The 20961-nt window shown below is 56.1% G+C and carries 16 protein-coding genes and 6 tRNA genes; 15 read left to right on the top strand and 7 right to left on the bottom strand.

What is annotated here, in order from left to right; translation table 11 throughout:
- Positions 1 to 26: 26 nt before the first annotated feature.
- Complete coding sequence (lolA, locus tag LL947_RS09460) at positions 27 to 638, top strand: outer membrane lipoprotein periplasmic chaperone LolA (protein ID WP_404417958.1); 612 nt, start codon at positions 27 to 29, stop codon at positions 636 to 638.
- On the opposite strand, the gene LL947_RS09455 is transcribed toward lolA, so the two are convergent.
- Positions 619 to 1983 carry a replication-associated recombination protein A gene (locus LL947_RS09455; RefSeq protein WP_499833035.1) on the bottom strand — a complete coding sequence of 455 codons (1365 nt, stop codon included), beginning with the start codon at positions 1981 to 1983 and terminating at the stop codon, positions 619 to 621. The genes lolA and LL947_RS09455 overlap by 20 nt on opposite strands.
- Before the next feature lie 253 nt (positions 1984 to 2236).
- Between LL947_RS09455 and LL947_RS09450 the strand changes: the two genes are divergently transcribed.
- From LL947_RS09450 to LL947_RS09430, 5 genes are all read left to right on the top strand, one after another.
- Complete coding sequence (locus tag LL947_RS09450; protein ID WP_499833034.1) at positions 2237 to 2782, top strand: hemerythrin domain-containing protein; 546 nt, start codon at positions 2237 to 2239, stop codon at positions 2780 to 2782.
- Between the two features lie 100 nt (positions 2783 to 2882).
- Positions 2883 to 3674, top strand: coding sequence for a glutamate racemase (gene murI, locus LL947_RS09445; protein WP_499833033.1), 792 nt, complete (start codon positions 2883 to 2885; stop codon positions 3672 to 3674).
- 94 nt (positions 3675 to 3768) lie between these two features.
- Positions 3769 to 4884, top strand: coding sequence for a tRNA (uridine(54)-C5)-methyltransferase TrmA (trmA, locus tag LL947_RS09440; RefSeq protein WP_404413528.1), 1116 nt, complete (start codon positions 3769 to 3771; stop codon positions 4882 to 4884).
- A 158-nt stretch (positions 4885 to 5042) separates the two neighbouring features.
- Positions 5043 to 9866: an NAD-glutamate dehydrogenase gene (locus tag LL947_RS09435; RefSeq protein WP_499833032.1), complete on the top strand. Its 4824-nt coding sequence runs from the start codon at positions 5043 to 5045 to the stop codon at positions 9864 to 9866.
- Positions 9867 to 10020: 154 nt separating this feature from the next.
- A complete protein-coding gene (locus LL947_RS09430; RefSeq protein ID WP_499833031.1) occupies positions 10021 to 11058 on the top strand; it encodes a quinone-dependent dihydroorotate dehydrogenase in 1038 nt (345 codons plus the stop codon).
- Between the two features lie 45 nt (positions 11059 to 11103).
- On the opposite strand, the gene rmf is transcribed toward LL947_RS09430, so the two are convergent.
- Positions 11104 to 11313, bottom strand: coding sequence for a ribosome modulation factor (rmf, locus tag LL947_RS09425; RefSeq protein ID WP_100819694.1), 210 nt, complete (start codon positions 11311 to 11313; stop codon positions 11104 to 11106).
- A 403-nt stretch (positions 11314 to 11716) separates the two neighbouring features.
- Here rmf and rlmKL point away from each other — a divergent pair, with 403 nt between their 5' ends.
- Together rlmKL and LL947_RS09415 are read left to right on the top strand one after the other, a co-directional pair.
- The gene (rlmKL, locus tag LL947_RS09420; RefSeq protein WP_499833030.1) at positions 11717 to 13954 is read left to right on the top strand and encodes a bifunctional 23S rRNA (guanine(2069)-N(7))-methyltransferase RlmK/23S rRNA (guanine(2445)-N(2))-methyltransferase RlmL; all 2238 of its coding nucleotides are present in this window, start codon (positions 11717 to 11719) and stop codon (positions 13952 to 13954) included.
- Complete coding sequence (locus LL947_RS09415; RefSeq protein ID WP_499833029.1) at positions 13951 to 14286, top strand: glutaredoxin family protein; 336 nt, start codon at positions 13951 to 13953, stop codon at positions 14284 to 14286. The genes rlmKL and LL947_RS09415 overlap by 4 nt, the downstream gene beginning before the upstream one ends.
- Here the strand turns inward: LL947_RS09415 and LL947_RS09410 are convergent.
- Positions 14283 to 14564, bottom strand: coding sequence for a hypothetical protein (locus LL947_RS09410; RefSeq protein ID WP_290822451.1), 282 nt, complete (start codon positions 14562 to 14564; stop codon positions 14283 to 14285). The genes LL947_RS09415 and LL947_RS09410 overlap by 4 nt on opposite strands.
- 85 nt (positions 14565 to 14649) lie before the next feature.
- Between LL947_RS09410 and pdxB the strand changes: the two genes are divergently transcribed.
- Entirely contained in the window at positions 14650 to 15798 is a 1149-nt protein-coding gene (gene pdxB, locus LL947_RS09405; RefSeq protein WP_499833028.1) for a 4-phosphoerythronate dehydrogenase PdxB, read from the top strand.
- A 61-nt stretch (positions 15799 to 15859) separates the two neighbouring features.
- Here pdxB and htpX read toward each other — a convergent pair whose 3' ends face one another.
- The 4 genes from htpX to msrB form a co-directional block, all read right to left on the bottom strand.
- The gene (htpX, locus tag LL947_RS09400; RefSeq protein WP_290822448.1) at positions 15860 to 16765 is read right to left on the bottom strand and encodes a protease HtpX; all 906 of its coding nucleotides are present in this window, start codon (positions 16763 to 16765) and stop codon (positions 15860 to 15862) included.
- Between the two features lie 132 nt (positions 16766 to 16897).
- The gene (locus LL947_RS09395) at positions 16898 to 18145 is read right to left on the bottom strand and encodes a pyridoxal phosphate-dependent aminotransferase (protein WP_404413523.1); all 1248 of its coding nucleotides are present in this window, start codon (positions 18143 to 18145) and stop codon (positions 16898 to 16900) included.
- Between the two features lie 103 nt (positions 18146 to 18248).
- On the bottom strand, positions 18249 to 19202 hold the full coding sequence (gene ylqF / locus LL947_RS09390) for a ribosome biogenesis GTPase YlqF (protein WP_290822446.1): 954 nt from the start codon (positions 19200 to 19202) through the stop codon (positions 18249 to 18251).
- A 97-nt stretch (positions 19203 to 19299) separates the two neighbouring features.
- Positions 19300 to 19698 carry a peptide-methionine (R)-S-oxide reductase MsrB gene (gene msrB / locus LL947_RS09385; protein ID WP_290822444.1) on the bottom strand — a complete coding sequence of 133 codons (399 nt, stop codon included), beginning with the start codon at positions 19696 to 19698 and terminating at the stop codon, positions 19300 to 19302.
- Between the two features lie 174 nt (positions 19699 to 19872).
- Between msrB and LL947_RS09380 the strand changes: the two genes are divergently transcribed.
- From LL947_RS09380 to LL947_RS09355, 6 genes are all read left to right on the top strand, one after another.
- Positions 19873 to 19948, top strand: a tRNA-Glu gene (locus LL947_RS09380).
- Positions 19949 to 19986: 38 nt separating this feature from the next.
- Positions 19987 to 20061 (top strand) — tRNA-Gly (locus LL947_RS09375).
- 332 nt (positions 20062 to 20393) lie between these two features.
- A tRNA-Glu gene (locus tag LL947_RS09370) sits at positions 20394 to 20469 on the top strand.
- A 19-nt stretch (positions 20470 to 20488) separates the two neighbouring features.
- Positions 20489 to 20563: transfer RNA gene (locus LL947_RS09365), tRNA-Gly, on the top strand.
- 102 nt (positions 20564 to 20665) lie between these two features.
- Positions 20666 to 20741: transfer RNA gene (locus tag LL947_RS09360), tRNA-Glu, on the top strand.
- A gap of 21 nt (positions 20742 to 20762) precedes the next feature.
- A tRNA-Gly gene (locus tag LL947_RS09355) sits at positions 20763 to 20837 on the top strand.
- The last annotated feature ends 124 nt before the right edge of the window (positions 20838 to 20961 follow it).

Here is a 20961-nt window from a genome sequence, read left to right as displayed (position 1 = left end):
TTAACCGTCAGCGCTTTTTGGGGCTGATGCTGACGTTCACGGCGCTTGGGTTGATGGTCAGCTCAAACACCTGGGCGCAGGATGTTGCTGAACGCCTGAGTGAGCGCCTGGCACCGCTGGAAACCTATCACGCCAGTTTTGAGCAGAAAATTCTGGATGGCAGTGGCGATAACCTTCAGGAAGCGCAGGGCGAGATGTGGCTGGCGCGCCCCGGGCTGTTACGTTGGGAGGTTGATGCGCCTTATTCGCAGACCGTCATGTCAGACGGTGAAGATGTCTATCTGTACGACCCGGATCTGGAACAAGTGACTGTCCAGGCCGTTGATGAACGTGTCACCCATACACCGGCGTTACTGCTTTCTGGCAATATTGACGATCTGACAGCAAGTTACGATGTGCACTACGAGAAAGATGATCAAGACACATTCACGCTGGTGCCTTCAACCCCAGATACCCTGTTTGAAGAACTTAATCTGATGTTTGAAGGCGAAACGCTGACGGAGCTGTGGATGACGGACAGTACCGGCCAACGTACGGCAATAATTTTCAGTGCCATCCGCCAGAATGATGCTATTGACGATGAACGCTTCACCTTTGACATCCCGGAAGGCGCGGATGTCATTCGTGAGGACCCCTAGGCTCCGTTGGGACGTCCCCTCTATCAGCCGCTTCGTCCATAGCCTGGCGCCAGGCCATGATATCGGCAAAGCGTTTTTCCTGGCCATACAGGCTAGGCTGGTAGAATTCCTCGCGGTCCAGAGAGTCTGGCCAGCAATCGTGATTACTACCGGCCGGATAGGCATCCGGCTCGTGGTGCGCATAACGATACCCTTGGCCGTGCCCCAGCTGTTCCATCAAACGGGTGGGCGCATTGCGCAGGTAGCCGGGCACCTCAAGCCCGGATGTTTGGCGAACATAGCGTTGGGCAGCTTTCCAGGCCAGATCAATACGGTTGCTTTTCGGGGCCACGCAAAGATGGATCAGGGCGTGAGCTATTGCCCGCTGTCCCTCGTAATCCCCCAGTCTTAAATAGGCATCCCAGGCGGCCATCACCAGAGGCAGGGCGCGTGGGTCAGCATTGCCAACGTCCTCGGACGCAATGGCTGCCAAACGTCGAACCACGTCCAGCGGGTCACCGCCGCCCTGGATAAACCGCGCCATATACAGCAAGGCAGGGTTGGGCCGAGACGAACGCACGGATTTATGTAATGCCGATAGCAAGTCGTAATAGGCATCACCCTGTTTATCAAAGGCGCTGGCCGAATGCCCCAGTATGTCTGTTAATGCCTCAGGGCCAAGGTGCTCGTGATCCTGTCGCGGTTGGGTGAAATCACACGCGGTTTCCAGCAAGCCAAGCGCCCGGCGGGCATCGCCCGCACTGGCGCGCGCCAGGATGTCGAGTACACCATCATCGACCCGAATATGTCTCTGGCCAAGGCCACGTTGAGGATCGTTGAGCGCTTGACGTAATACGTCAACGAGTTCGCTTTCACTTAATGACGTGAGTACGTAAACCCGCGCTCGAGACAGCAGGGCTGAATTCACCTCAAAGGAGGGATTTTCAGTCGTGGCACCGATCAGGGTCAAAAGGCCGGACTCAACATGCGGCAAAAGGGCATCCTGCTGCGCCTTGTTAAGGCGGTGAATCTCATCCAGGAAGAGAATTACCGTTTCTTCGGGCCGCTGGCGGGCACGTTCTACGACGTTGCGTATGTCCTTGACTCCCGCCATCACGGCACTGATGGCTTCCAGATGGGAGTCAGAGGCGCGTGCCAGTATTTCCGCCAGTGTGGTTTTACCAACGCCTGGTGGGCCCCACAGAATCATTGAGCGAACCACACCGGATTCGGCCATTCGGCGCAGCGGTTTACCAATGCCCACGAGTGACTGCTGGCCGATATAATCATCCAGGGTGACAGGACGCATGCGGTAGGCCAAAGGAGTGTCATTGGCTGAGTCACTTGTCTGGGTAAACAGATCCATCTTGGCTCCATGTACGGGTATGAACAAAACGGGGGTGTTATTGTCCTTAGAAAGTCAACATTGTTAACGAGGGCTGTAACAGGCTACTGTATTCGTTATTCTCTACAAAGCCCTGCTAGACTGCTTGTGTTTCACCTGACAGTAACGAAATCTAATAATAACGCTGGTAGATCAGGATTTGCTTTTTCCAGCGAAGATTGCGTGTCACTGGCTATACCCCAGCGGCAAGCCTGAGATAAAAGGAGGCGGCAACATGCTTAATCAACTGCGTCTGGATCATGCCAATATGGCGCGAATGCTCCACGTCCTGCAGCTTAAACAGAAAAAGCTTGAAAAGGGGGAGCGTCCCAACTTTCAGTTAATGCGCGAAGTGGTGGACTATATTCTGGCCTACATGGAGGATTTTACCGCACCACTGGAACGCGTATTGGTTGAGCGCTTACAGGCTAAAGCGCCGGATCAGGTGTCGCAAGTCGATAACATGCTGAGTGACTATCGCAGACTCAAGCCACGGCTTGAGCGGCTTTCTGCAGATATTGATACCGTGCTGATGGACATGGTGTTACCCATGGACCGCTTTGCAGAAGACCTGAGGCAGTATCTGGCAGCCCACCGCTCCTATCTGCGCCAGGAGCGTGAAAATCTGTTTCCGCTGGTTGAAAAGCAGTTTGATGAAGACGATATTGCCGCCTTGCGTCAGGCGTTGCCGGAGGGTACAGAAAAAGAGTTGGGGCGTCTGCAGCAGGCTTACCCGGAACTGTATGCCAAACTCAAAGGTGCCGACGTACCCGTGGTTTGACATGGCCACGAGGGTGCCTGGCCACTCTCAAGGCTTACAACGGAGCGTGCTATCATTGGCCGCTCCGTTTTTATGTGTGTGCTGATAAGGGCAAGCCGTCATGACCGGCCCCATTTTAATCTTTGACTCAGGTGTGGGAGGCCTCTCGGTCGCTCATGCATTACGCTGCGCCTATCCTGGGGCAGCGTTTTGCTATGCATGTGATAATGCCTGGCTGCCTTATGGGCTTCGTCAGGATGACGAATTGACCGCACGGATTGTCGCTGTCTGTCTGGCGGCGGTGGGAGCCTGTCAGCCGAGTGTGCTGGTAGTGGCCTGCAATACGGCCAGCACGCTGGCGCTCGAGCAGCTTCGCGCTGCGCTGACGATTCCTGTGGTCGGGACCGTACCTGCCATAAAACCGGCGGCCCATCTATCAACCAGCCGCCATATTGCGCTGCTGGCGACCTCGGCCACGCTGAGACGACCTTACACACAGACCCTGATTGATAGTTTTGCCAGTGACTGCTGCATTACACGTGTCGCTGCCGATGGATTGGTGGTGGAAGCTGAGCGTTGGCTAGGCGGGTACCCACCTAGTCAGATGCGTTTGAACGCCATATTGACCCCGCTATGGCAGGCGGCTCGTGATACTCCACCTATGGATACGGTCGTGCTTGGATGTACTCACTTTCCATTGATGCTGCCTTGGTTGGAAGCCCTGTCTCCTGTCGCGCTGAACTGGGTAGATTCCGGAGCAGCGATCGCACGTCGAGTAGGGCAAGTCAGCGAAACATTTAACCTTGGGCATCATGATAACCGCAGCTTTACCACAGCGACTGCAGACAGCCTGTGTGCGGGCCTGGCGGATTATGGCTTTGCACCACCAGAGCTTTTGCATCTGAAAAACTGATACCCAGACGTAATCTGACAAGCAAGCTGCTTGCTCTATCCATTCACACGTATTACCTGTCGATTATTACCCGTTTAACAAGAGGAGTTTATCTTTGGCAATCCCAGTGGTTGAGCCCGAACGCTATAGCGAACAATTGAATGCCAAGCGTGAAACCCTTGAAGCCTTGCTGGCCGAATTCTCGCCTCCGTCGTTGGAGGTCCTGGAATCACCCCCCGGTTATTACCGTCAGCGCTGTGAGTTTCGAATCTGGCATGAAGGCGACGATCTGTTTTACGCCATGTTTGAGGTGGACCCTGAAAACCCAGCCAATAAAGCGGTGGTCAGGCTGGATCAGTATCCGGTGGCCAGTGCCCAGATAAATGCCTTGATGCCCTTGCTACGCAATGCGTTTCTGGCCAGCCAGGAACTGCGCCATCGTCTGTTTCAGGTGGAATTTCTGACCACTCTGTCGGGTGAGGCATTGGTCACGCTTATCTATCATCGACCGCTGGGTGATGCCTGGGAAGAAGAAGCGCGGGCGTTGGAAAAGTCGTTGGGTATCATGATTATCGGGCGCTCTCGCAAACAGCGTAAAGTGTTGAGCCGTGATCATGTATGGGAGACGCTGGAAGTCGACGACCAGCCATGGCACTACCAGCAGGTTGAAAACAGCTTTACCCAGCCTAACGCCACTATTTGCCAGAAAATGCTCGGCTGGGCGCGATCCGCAACCGCCGGAAGCCAGTCAGGTGATCTGGTTGAGCTATATTGCGGCAACGGCAATTTTACTGTGGCCCTGGCGGAAAACTTTCGGCGGGTATTGGCGACAGAAATTTCTCGCACCTCGGTGGCCAGCGCCAAGGTGAATTTTGCTGCAAACGGTATCACCAATGCTAAGGTGGTCAGGATGTCAGCAGAAGAATTTGCCCAGGCGCTGAAAGGAGAGAAAGGCGGCCGGCGGGTTGCCGACATGGCGCTGCAGGACTATCAGTTTTCGACGGTTCTGGTAGACCCGCCGCGCGCCGGGCTGGATGAAGCCAGTTGTCATCAGATCAGCGTTTATCCTTCGATTGTCTATATTTCATGTAACCCTGCGACACTGGCTGAAAATCTGGCCATACTGACTCAGACGCATCGTATAGAACGGTTGGCGCTTTTTGACCAGTTTCCGTTCACGGATCATATGGAGGCCGGGGTACTGTTAACCCGTCGAGAGTACCAGCCGTAGCCGCGTATGGATAACAATGCACAATGAGTATGCGTCATGAGTAAGACGTCAGTTGGCTGGGGTTGTCCGAACAGGTCACGTAGGCTCGACGCCTTGGTGGCTTAACAGCCGACGATCTTCGTTTTGGCCGGTAATGGCCTTGGCAGTTGAGGTGATAAATGCATTACATTGCGATTGAAGAAAGCCGACAGGATCTTCTCAAACAGTTAAAGGAACGGCTGGAATCGCGTCTGGACCCCGCCAGAGCGGCGGCGATTGATGCGTTTGCACGGCAGTTTTATGCCACCGTGCCTGTCGAAGATCTGGTTGACCGGCGGCTGGATGACCTTTATGGGGCCACGTTGTCCATCTGGCAATTTCTTCAGCACCATGAACCGGAAAGCCCCAAGGTGGCGGTGTTCAATCCAGATTTTGAAGAGCATGGTTGGCAGTCAACTCACACCTTTGTGGCGGTATTGCATACGGATATGCCGTTTCTGGTTGACTCTGTGCGCATCGAGCTTAATCGGCGTGGTTTGACCGTCCATGCCATCCAGAACGCTGTCATGGCCGTGGAGCGTGACGACCAGTATCAACTTGAGCGACTGGTCTCATCCCGGGATGACGATGCGCCTGACAGCCGTGAATCGCTGATCGTTATCGAAGTAGATCGTCATACGGACCGCGATGCCCTGACGGTTATCGAGCAGAATCTCCATGATGTTCTGCGCGATGTGCGTACGGCAGTGAAGGATTACGACGCCATGTGCGCGAGGACCCGGGAGGCCATCCAGGAACTTGAGAAAGTCTGCCCGCCTCAGATCGATCCGGATGACCACGAAGAGGCTATTGCGTTTCTGGAATGGATGCTCAAGGATAATTTCACTTACCTTGGCTATGATGAATACACCCTGCAGGACGGTGAACTGGTCCGCGACAATGCTAGTGTTCTGGGCGTATTCCGGCTGGATTATCCGCGCTACTGCGAACGCATCCGAACCGAGCAGGGCATTGATGAGAACAACAATTATGTCCTCGTGCCGCAGCTTTTATCGTTTGCCAAAAGTGCTCACCATTCCCGGGTTCATCGCCCCACCTACCCTGATTACATCACGGTTGACCGCTATGACGACGACGGCAATGTGGTGGGTGAGCGGCGTTTCTTTGGATTGTTTACGGCCACTGTCTATAACGAGTCACCGCGTAATATTCCGGTTCTGCGGCGAAAACTGAAGGCGGTGATGGATATTGCCGGCTTCAATCCTCAGGGCCACAACGGCAAACAGTTGCTGCAGGTGCTGGAAGTCTATCCACGTGATGACCTTTTCCAGACCTCGACCGAATCCCTGGCTGGAACAGCACTGGGGATTCTCAATATTCGTGAACGCCGTCAGGTGCGTCTGTTTGTGCGTGCGGATGTGAGTGGCAAATTCTATTCCTGCCTGATTTTTGTGCCTCGGGACGTGTTTTCCACTGACTTGCGCCAGCGTATCCAGAATCTGCTGTGCGAAGAGATGGATGCACATTTTGGTGACTTCAATACCTATCTGTCCGAATCGGTACTGGCGCGTATTCAGCTGATTCTGCGTTTCAATGGTGATAATCCATGCCAGTTTGACCTGAAGCGTATCGAGCAAAAGGTCGCACAATTGGCGCGCAGCTGGAAGGATGAGCTTCAGGCCGCCATGATTGAGGGCTTTGGTGAAGAAAGTGCCAACCGGCTGATGGAGCGCTTCAGTGGCGCCTTCTCTGCCAGCTATCGGGAGGATTTCAGTGCCCGGACCGGCGTGTTTGATATCCAGCATTTGTTGGCACTGGACAAGGGCGATGATCTGGCGCTGTCGCTCTATCGCCCGCTGGAGGAGCAGGGTGGTGGGCTGAACCTTAAGTTGTTCCATCGCGATTCACAGATTCCCCTGTCGGATGTGCTGCCGATGATGGAGAACCTGGGCTTGCGGGTCATTGGTGAGCGTCCTTACGAGATCAACGACCTTTCCGAGCGTTACTGGATACATGATTTTGAACTGGAGCACAGCGGCGCCGACCTCAGCCTTAGCGAAATGCGTGAGGCATTCACAGAGGCATTCAAGCGTATCTGGGGCGGTGAAGCGGATAATGATGCCTTCAACCGGCTGATCATCGGTGCCAACCTGGACTGGCGTGAAGTGGCGATGTTGCGCGGCTATGCGCGTTACCTGAAACAGATTCGCTTTGGCATGTCGCAGAACTACATTGCCTCTACGCTGGCTAACCACTCGCACATTACCCGTGAACTGGTGGCATTATTCCGGTTGCGTTTTGACCCTCAGTGCGAGGATCGCGACAGCAGCGCCTGTCTCGCCCGCATCAATGAACACCTTGAACAGGTGGCCAGCCTTAACGATGACCAGCTGGTGCGACGCTTTGTGGAGCTGATCCAGGCGACTCTGCGAACCAACTATTACCAGTTGGTCGGACCAGGGCGTTTCAAGGATTACATTGCTTACAAGTTGGAACCCACCAGAGTGACGGGCATGCCCAAGCCGTGCCCTGCCTATGAGATCTTTGTCTGCTCGCCCAGAGTGGAAGGTGTGCATCTGCGCGGCGGCAAGGTTGCCCGTGGCGGGCTACGCTGGTCTGATCGGCGGGAAGACTTCCGCACCGAGGTGCTGGGGCTGGTCAAGGCCCAGCAGGTAAAAAACGCAGTGATTGTTCCGGTCGGCGCAAAAGGCGGCTTTGTCTGCAAGCGGATGCCCGAAAATGCTGATCGGGAAACCATACAGAAAGAGGGCATTGCCTGTTACAAGACCTTCATTCGTGCTTTGCTGGACGTCACTGATAACCTGGTAGGCAGCGACGTTGTACCCCCGGAAAATGTCGTTCGCCATGATGACGATGATGCCTATCTGGTCGTCGCTGCCGACAAGGGAACGGCTACCTTCTCGGATATTGCCAATGAAATCTCGCTTGAATATGGTCACTGGCTGGGTGATGCCTTTGCGTCCGGCGGCGCCAATGGTTATGACCACAAGAAAATGGGGATTACCGCGCGGGGTGCCTGGGAGTCGGTTGAGCGCCATTTTCGTAACCTGGGGCTGAATACCCGGCGTGACAATTTCACCGTGGTAGGCGTGGGTGATATGGGCGGCGATGTTTTCGGCAATGGCATGCTGCTGTCCGAACATATTCAGCTGGTGGGTGCCTTCAACCACCTGCATATCTTTGTTGACCCGTGTCCGGATGCCGCTACGACTTTTGCAGAGCGCCAGCGCCTGTTCAATATGTCGCGCTCCAGTTGGGAAGATTTTGACAGGTCGCTGATTTCTGAAGGGGGAGGTATCTTCAGCCGCAGCGCCAAATCCATCAGCATCACGCCGCAGATGCAGGACGTCTTTGGCATCAGTGACACCCAGATGGCCCCCAATGACCTGATCCGTGCCATGCTCAAGGCGAAGGTTGATCTGTTCTGGAACGGTGGTATCGGCACCTACGTGAAAGGCTCGGAGGAAACCGATGCCGAGGTGGGCGATAAGGCCAATGATGCGCTGCGCATTAACGGCTGTGAGCTGAACTGCCGGGTTATCGGAGAAGGGGGTAATCTGGGGTTTACCCAGCTGGGCCGTATGGAGGCCGCCAACAAGGGCGTGCGGGTCTATACCGATTTTATCGATAATGCCGGTGGCGTGAATTGCTCCGACCATGAAGTCAATATCAAGATCCTGATTGATGAAGTGGTCAAGCGGGGTGACATGACCGAGAAGCAGCGTAACAGGTTGCTGTCTGACATGACCGATGAAGTGGCGGACCTGGTCATTCTCGACAACTACCGTCAGACCCAGGCTCTGGATCTGTCGGCTCTGATATCCAAGCAGGGGATCGGTCCCTATCGGCGCTTCATCAGTGAGCTTGAGGCGGTGGGGCAGATTGATCGCGAGCTTGAGTTCCTGCCGCAGGATGACGTCCTCAAAGAACGTTCAGGCAACGGCGAAGGGATGAGCCTGCCCGAACTCTCGGTGTTGATCTCTTATGCCAAGAGCACGCTGAAAGGTGACCTGATCACGTCTGAGGTACCGGATGACCCCTACATTCGCCGGCATCTTGAACGCCTTTTTCCGCAGCCATTGGTGGATAACTATCTCATCGAGATGTACGAGCACCGCCTGAAGCGGGAAATTGTCGCCACCCAGGTCGCCAACGATCTGGTGGATCACATGGGCGTGGTCTTTGTCCGTCGCCTGATAGACTCTACCGGGGTTGGCCGCGCCGATATTGCCCGAGCCTATATTGTCGCGCGTGACAGCTTTAACCTGCCGCGTCTTTGGGCAGACATCGAGGCGCTGGATAATGTTGTATCCAGCCAGGTGCAGTACGGCATGATGCTGGACCTGATGCGCATGGTTCGTCGCGCTACCCGCTGGTTCCTGCGTCAGCATCTGGGGCTGTCCACTCAGGATGCCGTCGAATACTTTGGCCCACGCCTGGCTCAGCTGCAGGAAGGCATTGGCGAGCTGCTGAGCGGTGAAGAACTGGCTGCCTGGCAGCAGCGCCGTGAGGAACTGCTGGAAGCGGGTGTTCCTGAAGAATTGGCTGGAAGCGTTGCTGCAGCCCCCAGCCTTTATGCAGGGCTGGGTATCATTCAGGCTGCGCGTCACGTCAACGAAAAGCCCCAGCGCGTTGCTGAGGTGTTCTATGAAGTGGGCAGCCGCCTGGAACTGCCCTGGATGATTCAGCAGGTCACCCGGCTGGACGTGCGCGATGCCTGGCAGGCCCAGGCGCGGGAAACCTTCCGTGATGATATCGATCGCCAACAGCTGGCGCTGACGACCAGCGTATTGAAGCTTGAAACCGGCAACCACGACGTGGACGAGCGGGTTGGGCAGTGGCTTGATCAGCATGCCGATCTGCATCGTCGCTGGTGCCGCCTGATAGAGGAAGTGCGCAGCGGCAGTGAAAGTGGTTTTGCCCTCTTTGCGGTTGCCGTGCGTGAACTGGTGGATCTGGCCGAAAGTGATAGCGAAGCCTGATCCATACGCGTACCTGGCTTAAATAACGCCGTGCCCGGCCAGCCGGGCGCGGCGTTCTGGTTGTGGGGTGGGGGCCGTCACGCCAGCCTGCCGCTCCTGCCTGCTTTGCGCTATACTGTCGGGCGCTTACCGCTGCCTGGCTGGAGAAATTACCATGTACCACGCTATTCGCCCCGCGCTTTTTCGCCTTGCCCCCGAAGCTTCACACACCCTGGCGATGGGGTTGCTGGACACCTTGCATCGCCTGGGAGTGGCCAAGAAATTGGCAGGCGCCAGGGTCGATGACCCGGTAGAACTGATGGGGTTGCGCTTTCCCAACCGAGTGGGCCTGGCGGCCGGGCTGGATAAAAATGCTGATCATCTGGATGCGCTGGGGGGCTTGGGATTTGGCTTTATCGAAGTCGGGACTGTCACCCCCAAGGCGCAGCCGGGCAATCCAAAACCGCGCTTGTTCCGCCTTGCCGATCATGATGCCATCATCAATCGATTTGGCTTCAATAACAAAGGGGTGACGCATCTGGTCGAGCAGGTCAGGAAAAGCCGTTTTGACGGTATTGTCGGCATCAATATCGGCAAGAACCTGAGCACGGCGGTAGAGGATGCGCTGGCTGATTATCTTCTTTGTCTGGACGCTGTGCACGAAGTGGCGGATTACATCGCAGTGAATATTTCCTCACCCAATACGCCGGGACTGAGAACTCTGCAGTTTGGCGAACAGCTGGATGCGTTGCTTGGGCCGATCAGAGCGCGCACCACTGAGCTGGATGATATCCGCCAGCAGCCTGTCCCGCTGTTGGTTAAAATTGCACCCGATATGAGTGAAGATGAAATTGCCCTGGTCGCCCAAAGTATTCAACGCAACCAGCTTGACGGTGTGATTGCGACCAATACGACCATTGAGCGTCAGGCGGTAGAGGATGATCCGCAAAGCGATGAGGCCGGTGGACTGTCGGGTAAACCTGTGTTTGACGCCTCCAACCGGGTCATCAGCCAACTGCGCGATCACTTGCCTGCTTTACCGATTATCGGGGTAGGGGGGATTGATAGCGGTGAAGCAGCTCGGCAGAAGCTGGAAGCGGGTGCCGATCTGGTTCAGCTATACTCCGGGTTGATCTATCAGGGGCCAGGCCTGATCAATGACTGCGCCGCTGCGCTGTCAGGCACATCAGGCAGCAAAAAGCCTGCCGCTTAGGGGCAGGCTTCAATATTCACAGTGAAAGACCGATGCACTTTTGGTTCAGGTCATTACCATGGGATTTTTGTGGATGCCGGAAACCCCCGTCATCCCACTCCACTGATCGCCGCGACCCTCACGCCAACCACTCATCCAGTATTCTCGTAAATTAACATCCTGACTGGGGCAGTCATCCCGTGAGCGTCCTGTGACACCTGCTTTATAGCCATGGACATAAGCCCGTTGAAAGCGATCACGTTTTTGTCTTTTCATTGGCTAACCTCGTCTAATGAAAGCCTTTGATGAGAAATGGCAGAAAGCACCATTTCAGGAGCTGGCGGTGAGGGGGAGAAAGGTCATGTTGATGATGTAAAGCACTCACGTGCTGAACGCAACATGACTGTACTTATGAAATGTCTACCCCAGTGCCATCTGAATGTCGTGAATCAAAAAGTGAGCCAAAACCGGACTCTGGATCCCCGACAGTAAACGCATGCATTATTTTGTAGCTACACCTTTATAATTAGACTATGCAGCCTGGGTTTGTCGACCATTAAATTGTCATAAGAGCTACATGGAATTGACATAAATAGTAATATCAGCCCTGAAGCACCGCCGCCAGACGATGATCACCCTGCTTGATCCGCCATAATCAAGCTTCCAAGATTGAGTAATTATGATAGACCAATACCAAAACGACGTGCTTGACCTGCTGGTGACCTGCCCAAAAGGTATCGAGCAACTGCTGGAAGAAGAACTCGTTCAGCTAGGTGCCTCGCCAGGCAAAACAACGGTGGCAGGTATTTATGTCAGCGCCAGCCAGGAAACGGCGTATCGTCTGTGCCTGTGGTCGCGGTTGGCCAACCGGGTCATTGTGATTCTGCAGCGCGCGTCCATGGTTGATACTGCGGCCCAACTGCTCCGTGCGGTCACTGGTGTGCCCTGGGCAGGGCATATCGCACCAGGCAAGTCCCTGGCGGTCGATTTCCATGGCCGCAGCGAGCATATCCGCCATACGCGTTTTGGTGCCCAGACGGTCAAGGATGGCGTGGTGGATGCCATGACCCTGGCGGGCGTCGAGCGACCACAGGTAGATACCAGGTCTCCGGATGTGCGTCTTTACGCTCACCTGCACCGCAATAACCTGACCTTGGGTATCGATCTGTCCGGGGAAAGTCTGCATCGGAGGGGTTATCGCCTTGAGGTGGGGCATGCCCCCCTCAAGGAAAACCTTGCCGCTGCCTTGCTGGTGCGTGCGGGCTGGCAAGCACGAATCAAGGACGGTGAGCCTCTGATTGATCCACTGTGCGGCGCTGGCACCCTGCTGATTGAGGCAGCGCTGATGGCAGCAGATCAGGCGCCTAACCTGAACCGTCGACGCTTTGGGTTTCACGGCTGGGCGTATCATCAGCCAGCGGTGTGGGAACAATTACAGCGTGAAGCCCAGGCGCGCGCCAGCATCGGTCGTAAACGCTGCAGGAATGTACTGTTCGGCTTTGACCAAAGCCCGGCGGCTTTGTCAGCCGCCAAGGCCAACGCTATGCGCGCGGGTATACCTGCGCTGATTAATTTCCATGGCCAGGGCGTTGCCCAGCTTGAGCGCCCGGAAGGCCTGGCATCAGAATCAGGGTTGCTGATCACCAACCCACCCTACGGTGAGCGGCTGGGGGAGTTGCCTGAGCTGGTCGGCCTTTACGCCGCACTGGGCGAAAAAGCCAAAGCGCTGTTTCCCGGCTGGACGCTGGCTGTGTTTACCGGCAACCCGGATCTTGGTCACCGTCTAGGGCTGAGAGCTCATAAGCAATACGCGCTGAAAAACGGCCCGCTGGATGCCAAGCTGCTGTTGATGGAAATTGGCGCTGACACTGCGTACAGGACCTCCGCCCGCAGCGCTGACAGCCACGCCACATCAACGTCAGACGATACGCCCTCACAGGCGGCGGAGAGTTCGCCACAGCAAGCATCGTCTGATAACGCACAGATGTTCGCCAACCGTTTGAAGAAGAACCAGAAACGCCTGAAGAAATGGCTCAAGCAAAGCGGTGAAAGCTGCTATCGGCTTTATGATGCCGACATGCCGGAGTTTGCCTTGGCCATTGATGTTTACGCTGACCGGGTGCACGTTCAGGAATATATGCCGCCACGGTCGGTGAATCCGGCCCAGGCTCAGAAGCGCCTGTTCGATGCCCTTGAAGTTCTGCCTCACGCTCTGGAAGTGGATGCCAGTCGGATTTATGTCAAGCAGCGCGAGCGTCAGGCCGGCAAGTCGCAATACCAGAAGCGCGATGCCAGCGGCGAACGTTTCGAGGTGCAGGAAGGGTCTGCAAGGTTATGGGTCAACCTGCGCGACTATCTGGATACCGGGCTGTTTCTGGACCATCGTCCAGTGCGGCGTCTGCTGGGAGAGAGGGCGCAGGGCAAACGTTTTCTTAACCTGTTCTGTTACACCGCTTCCGCCACAGTGCATGCGGCTCTGGGCGGCGCCAGTGACAGCGTCAGTGTTGATATGTCCAATACCTACCTGAGCTGGGCGCAGGACAATTTTGCCCTCAATGGGCTTGATCCCAGCCGACACAGAGTCATACGGGATGACTGCTTCAAGTGGCTGGAAACGGCGAGTACCCAGTTTGACCTTATCTTCATGGATCCGCCGACGTTTTCCAACTCGAAGAAAATGCGCGATACCCTGGATATTCAGCGCGATCATCCGCAGTTGGTGCGGCTTGCCATGGCGCGCCTGATGCCTGAAGGCACCCTGGTGTTCTCCAATAATCAGCGGCGTTTCGAGCTGGATAGCACCTTGCGCGAAGAGTTCGCGGTGGAGGATATATCAGCGAAGACCTTTGACCCTGATTTCCAGCGGCGCCATAACCTGCATCATGTTTTCCTGCTCCGCCACAGGGAGTCCTCATGATAGCGCTGACGCTTTACACGACCCTGGGTTGCCATCTGTGCGAGCAGTTGGAGGCCCTGGTGCACCAGCTAGCCAACCAGGCAGTAATGCTTACAGCGGTTGAGATCAGCAATGACGATACCTTGATAGCGCGCTATGCCTCTCGCATTCCCGTGCTCGCAGATGCCGAGGGCAAGGAGCTGGATCGAGGATTTGACGTAGAACGGCTAGCCACCTGGCTTGAAGCGCGTGACTGGCTCGATCGGGCTGCGCTTCAGGCATTGACGTCGCCGCCTGAGCCTGAACCTGCCAAGCTTGCTTATACCCACAATGGCCGCCGCTATCTTGGCTAGATGGCATCCAATAGAGAGAGCTGGCGCATGGCTTCCTGGCCTTCCGGGGAGTCATCGTCCACATCCAGCACCTTGTGAAAGCCACGCGAGGACTGAATGGTGCTCTCGTCGTCAAGCCACATCCGGGCCTGTTCGCGGTTTTCTGCCAATTGGTGTTTGAGGCCGCCGAACTGGGTGCCAATCTGCCCCCAGGCGCGGCTGAAGATCCAGTCGCCAAACATATCCTGATGAATATGCACCAGCACATAGTCATGGTCGGTTTCCCAGCGTACGATCACACCTTGTCCTCTTGTTAATTGCGCCTTGTCTGTCGGTGCCTTGCGCCGTCAAGCGCCCATTGTATAGCCCAAGATGAAAAACGCTATGAAACTTGTCGTTGATGCCAACATCCCCGCCAGTGAGGCCTGCTTTGCCGCGTTTGGCGAGGTGGTCCGCCTGCCGGGCCGCGAGATTACTGCCCGGCATGTCAAGGATGCCGATGCTCTTGTGGTGCGCTCAGTGACCCGAGTCAATCAAGCGCTGCTTGGCGGTAGCCCGGTGCGCTTTGTGGGCACCTGCACCATAGGCACTGACCATATTGATACCGCTTACCTGAAGGCGCATGAAATTGCTTTTTCCAGCGCCCCCGGGTGTAACGCCGAGGCGGTGGTGGATTACGTGCTGGCCAGCCTGTTAACCCTTGCCGAGCGCCAGGGATGGTCATTAGCCCGGCGCTGCGTAGGGGTTGTTGGCGTGGGTAACGTGGGCAGCCGCCTGTTGGCGCGCCTGCAGGGGCTAGGCGTCAAGGTGCTGGCCTGTGATCCGCCACGGGCGGCGCAAGAGGGCAGCGCAGGCTTTGAAACGCTTCACACGCTGATCAGCCAGTGCGACGTGCTGTGCCTGCATACGCCGCTGGTAACAGAGGGCCCCTACAGAACTCACCATCTGCTGGGGGCTTCAGCAATCAACGCCCTCAAACCAGGCAGCATAGTGGTGAACGCGGGGCGCGGTGACTGTATGGATAGTGACGCCCTGGCAACGCGTCTGACCCAGCAGGCGGATCTTAGTGCTGTGCTCGACGTATGGGAAAACGAACCGGATATTGCTCCGCAACTGCATGCATTGGCCGAACTGGCAACGCCCCATGTGGCGGGCTACAGCCTGGACGGCAAGCTGCGCGGCAGCCTGATGGTGCATCATGCTCTGGCTGAGTACCTGGGTCGCCAAAGCACCTTGACGCTTGGCGATATCTGCCCCTTACCCGCGCTTGGCGAATTGACCTTGCAACAGGCCATACCCAGCGAAGACGCTCTACGCCTTTGTATGCGGGCAGTTTATGACCCGCGCCGGGATCACGACCGCTGGACGCGCGAGATACAACCGCAAGCGATGGGAAGCGCCTTTGACCATTGCCGCGCCGATTACCCCTTGCGACGTGAGTTCGCCACCCTCAAGGTGCGCTTGTGTGAAAACGCTGGCTCGCTTGCCCCTGGCCTGCGCGCCGCTGGTTTTCATGTCTTGACAGAGACTTGAACATATAAAAACGCCCACTGCATTGGGTGGGCGCTGTTATGACGTCATTCAGAAGCGTTAATTACTGCCGATAGGAAGCTTCCTGTAACGCACGAATACGGTCATCCAGTGGCGGGTGGCTGGCAAACAGGCGTTCTACCAACGAGCGGGTCTGCCCCTTGGTGATGGCCATGGCGCGCAGGGTATCCGGCATCTGGTCAGGCAATTCAGTTTCCGATTTCAGCCTTGCCAGAGCACTGACCATGGCGCCCGAACCGGCCAGGCGTGCGCCCGCCTCATCGGCACGATACTCACGAAAGCGAGAGAACCAGGCCACAATGGCCGACGCGGCAATACCGAAAATAATCTCGGCGACCATGACCACGCCAAAATAGCCCATAAAGCCCAGGCCGCCTTCGCCATCTGTGCGGCTTTTCAGGAAACCATCGATCAGGTGTGCCACCACACGAGCAAAGAACATCACAAAGGTGTTGACCACCCCTTGAACCAGCGCCAAGGTGACCATGTCACCATTGGCCACATGGCCAATCTCGTGGGCCAGAACGGCGCGTACTTCATCGGGTTTCATACGGTTAAGTAGCCCGGCCGACACCGCGACCAGGGCGTCATCCTTTTTCCAGCCGGTGGCAAAGGCATTGGATTGCTGCGCCGGGAAGATACCTACTTCCGGTGTCTTGATCCCGGCATCGCGGGCCAGTTCGGCCACCGTATCGACCAGCCATTGTTCGGTGGCGTTGGACGGTTTCTCGATAATGACGGTACCGGTCGAGCGCTTGGCCATCCATTTTGAAATCAACAGCGATATTACCGACCCGGCCATGCCAATGATAAAGCAGAACAGCAGCAAACTGGTGAAGTTGATGCCCTGGCTACGCAGATAACCCTCTACCCCAAACAGGCGTAATGTCAGGCTGGCGACCAACACGACGGCCAGGTTAGTGGCCAGAAACAACACGATTCGCAGCATTATGGAATCTCCTTGGTATAATGAGAAACAGGTCCTGAGATATCGCTTAGATGGGGGAGAAACGAGGAGGTTTCAAATCTCTACCCGCATTTTTATTGATGAATAATGTTTAACAGCTTTTGCTGCCTGGGCCTATTGACGATAGCGGGAGAGAAAATCCGCAAAGCGGTCCAGCGCATTGCCCAGCTGGTCAGCCCAGGGCAGGGTGACGATACGCACATGATCCGGGTCAGGCCAGTTAAAGGCCGTTCCCTGTACCAGCAGGATTTTTTCCTGAAGTAGCAGGTCAAGCACCATCTTCTGGTCATCCTGGATATTGAATACAGCGGGGTCGAGCTTTGGGAAGGCGTAGAGAGCGCCCTTGGGCTTGATGCAGCTGACACCGGGGATGGCATTCAGCTTGTCGAAGGTAATGTCCCGCTGGGCCAGCAAACGTCCGCCGGGCAGAATCAGGTCATTGATCGATTGATAGCCGCCCAGAGCTGTCTGAATGGCGTGTTGGGCCGGCACGTTGGCACACAGACGCATAGAGGCCAGCATGGTCAGCCCCTGGATGAAATCACGTGAGCGCTGCTTGGCAAGGCCACCGGAAATCGTCATCCAGCCTGAACGGAAACCGGCACAGCGGTAGCTTTTTGACAGCCCGTTCATGGTGATGACCAACTGATCATCCTCGGCGAGTGCCCCTGTAGCGGTGTGTTCTACACCGTCATACAGAATCTTGTCGTAGATTTCATCAGAGAACACCACCAGGTTGTGCTCATGGGCAATCGCCAGCACTTCGCGCACAACGTCCGGCGGGTAGACGGCCCCGGTCGGATTGTTAGGGTTGATCAGCACGATCGCCCGGGTGTGGCTGGTCACCTTGGCGCGAATGTCGTCCATCGCAGGCGCCCATTCTGACTGCTCGTCGCACAGGTAGTGAACGGCGCGGCCACCGGAAAGGTTGGCAGCAGCTGTCCACAATGGATAGTCCGGAGCAGGAATCAGCACCTCGTCGCCGTCATTCAGCAATGCCTGCATGGCCATCACGATCAGCTCGGAAACGCCGTTACCGATATAGATATCTTCAATACCCACACCCGGTATCTGTTTGCGCTGGCACTCCTGCATGACCGCCTTACGGGCAGAGTAGAGCCCCTTGGAATCACAGTACCCCTGGGCAGTCGGCAGGTTGCGCATCACATCCTGTAAAATTTCTTCAGGCGCCTCGAAGCCAAAGGGGGCAGGGTTGCCAATATTAAGCTTGAGGATGCGCTGGCCTTCCTCTTCCAGGCGCTTGGCGTGATCCAGCACTGGCCCGCGAATGTCATAGCAAACACTGTCAAGCTTGTGTGACTTGCGCAGCACGGGTGGTTGTGAAGTCTGTGTCAGGGTCATGGTGCCTTCCAATAAACGTCGTTACTCCTGGCGTGCAGGCAAGGAATAACCAATAATCGGTAAACAGTGAATTCACTGCATGCACTAGGTCGTTTTTTCCCGGTTATTCAGCTGCATCAGTGCGTTTATCATCTGATTCTTCTTCCGGTGACGGGATGTCGTCGGGTGTTTCCAGCGTGATGCGGCCCAGTTTGCCATCTCTTAGCTCATGCAGCAGCACTTCAGCACCGCGGTGAAGATCGACCTCACCACCGGCTCTCAGTCCGCCGCGGCGGCTAGCGATCTGCTTGAGAATGGCGTGACCATCAAACCCTGCCAGGGCCAGAAAATCTGGACGTTCCGGACCATCGGCCTCAACACTCTGGGGTTCCTGCAGCGATTCAAAGGCAGGCAAGGAAGACAATTTGTAACGGTTTTTCAGTGCCTCCGGGTAGCGTTTTGCCAGTTCAGCGCAGGCGACAATGCCCACATCCGTATATTCAATGGCAGTATCGCGGATGGCACCGCTGGCGGCCAGCCGATAGGCACTTGCCTGATCTTCAATCTTGGGCCAAAGCACTCCGGGCGTATCGACCAAGGCTACTCGACCATCAATACGTACTTTCTGCTGGCGCTTGGTTACTGCTGGCTCATTCCCGGTCTTGGCGATCTTGCGTTTGGCCAGGCCGTTGATCAGCGTTGATTTGCCCACATTGGGGATGCCCATCACCATCACGCGAACATCGCGGTCCAGGCGCACTTCGCCTGCCAGGCCATGGCACAGCGCCGGGATACTTTTGAGTTCCCGGCTGTTGGTTGTGGTGATGGCCAGTGCCCGGGTGTCAGGCTGGCTATCAAAGAAAGTTACCCATTGCCGGGTGCGCTCAGGGTCGGCGAGATCAGCCCGCGAGAGAACCTTCAGCACCGGCTTGTGCCGCGCAAGCTCTGCCAGCATAGGATTGGCGCTGGAGTAGGGCAGGCGGGCATCGAGCACTTCAATGACAACGTCGATTTCGGGCAGCGCTTCCTTGATCTGGCGGCGCGCCTTGTTCATATGACCGGGGAACCAGCCGAGCATGGGTTTCTCCTGAAGGCACAAAAAAGCGAGCCGCCATTCTAGCAGAAGGCGCTCGCATTGCCGGATTAACAATTCGCTATGCTACTCAAGCAGGGTGTTATTCGCCAGGATGAAACTCAATGGCTACCGAGTTGATACAATAGCGTAATCCAGTGGTTTCTGCAGGGCCATCCGGAAACACATGCCCCAGGTGGGCATCGCATTTGGCACATACCACCTCGGTTCTCTGCATGCCGTGGCTGTTATCAGTGTGTTCTTCAACACGGTTCGGGCTGAATGGGCGGTCAAAGCTTGGCCAGCCGCACCCGGCATCGAACTTGTGCTCGTTTTCAAACAGCGGCGCGTTGCAGCAAACGCAATGATAGATGCCGTGGGCATTGCTGACATTGTAGTCGCCGCTGAAGGGTGGCTCGGTACCTTTCTCACGGGTGACACGATATTGCTCGGGTGTCAGCTGTTCGCGCCATTGCTCTGCGGATTTTTCCAGTTTCGTCATGTTAGCCTCCTTGAACAGGCAGTATTGCAAAGGATGGCAAAATCCATTTTTCTGTGTTCAGACCCTAGCCTGACAGCATGCGATATCAGTGGCCTGGATACCAGCTGAGATTGATACTTGACACCTATTCATGGGCTGATTATTATACGCGCCACCTCGACGAGGTAATGCAGCGTCCCATTCGTCTAGTGGTCCAGGACACCGCCCTTTCACGGCGGTAACAGGGGTTCGAACCCCCTATGGGACGCCACTTTCCCAGTCAGGTCAGTTGGCATTGCTGTCAGGTTTGCGGGAATAGCTCAGTGGTAGAGCATCGCCTTGCCAAGGCGAGGGTCGGGAGTTCGAATCTCCTTTCCCGCTCCAAGATCTAGCGGCACGGAACGGTAGGCGAGGGTCGTGAGCTGGAACGCCAGCCCGGTCGAATCACCTTCCCGCTCCAATATCTAGCAGTACGGAACGGTAGGCGAGGGTCGTGAGCTGGAACGCCAGCCCGGTCAAATCTCCTTTCCCGCTCCAGGATCTAGCGGCACGGAACGGTAGGCGAGGGTCGAGAGCTGGAACGCCAGCCCGGTCGAAGGCCGCCCCATCAAATCACCTTCCCGCTCCAGGATCTAGCAGCACGGAACGGTAGGCGAGAGTCGTGAGCTGGAACGCCAGCCCGGTCGAATCACCTTCCCGCTCCAAGATTTAAGAATGTCCCATTCGTCTAGTGGTCCAGGACACCGCCCTTTCACGGCGGTAACAGGGGTTCGAACCCCCTATGGGACGCCATCCGATATGCCGGTTTTACGCGGGAATAGCTCAGTGGTAGAGCATCGCCTTGCCAAGGCGAGGGTCGGGAGTTCGAATCTCCTTTCCCGCTCCAATATCTAGCAGTACGGAACGGTAGGCGAGGGTCGTGAGCTGGAACGCCAGCCCGGCGGAAGGCCGCCCCATCAAATCACCTTCCCGCTCCAAGATTTAATAAGTCCCATTCGTCTAGTGGCCTAGGACACCGCCCTTTCACGGCGGTAACAGGGGTTCGAACCCCCTATGGGACGCCATCAGTGCTAGCAGGACATCAAGCGGGAATAGCTCAGTGGTAGAGCATCGCCTTGCCAAGGCGAGGGTCGGGAGTTCGAATCTCCTTTCCCGCTCCAGAATCATCATCCCCCTCCTTCTCCGATCTGTTTGGCAACCAAAAGTTGATCGAATGGTTCGCTCTTAAACGCATCTGTATATTCCCGAAAAGCTTGAAAACGGCAGATTCGCCCTTATATATCC

It is taken from the genome of Halomonas sp. BLK-85 (genome assembly GCF_044792155.1).
GTDB lineage: Bacteria > Pseudomonadota > Gammaproteobacteria > Pseudomonadales > Halomonadaceae > Vreelandella.
Note: the sequence above shows the minus strand (reverse complement) of the source record. Positions and strands in the feature narration are given on the sequence as shown.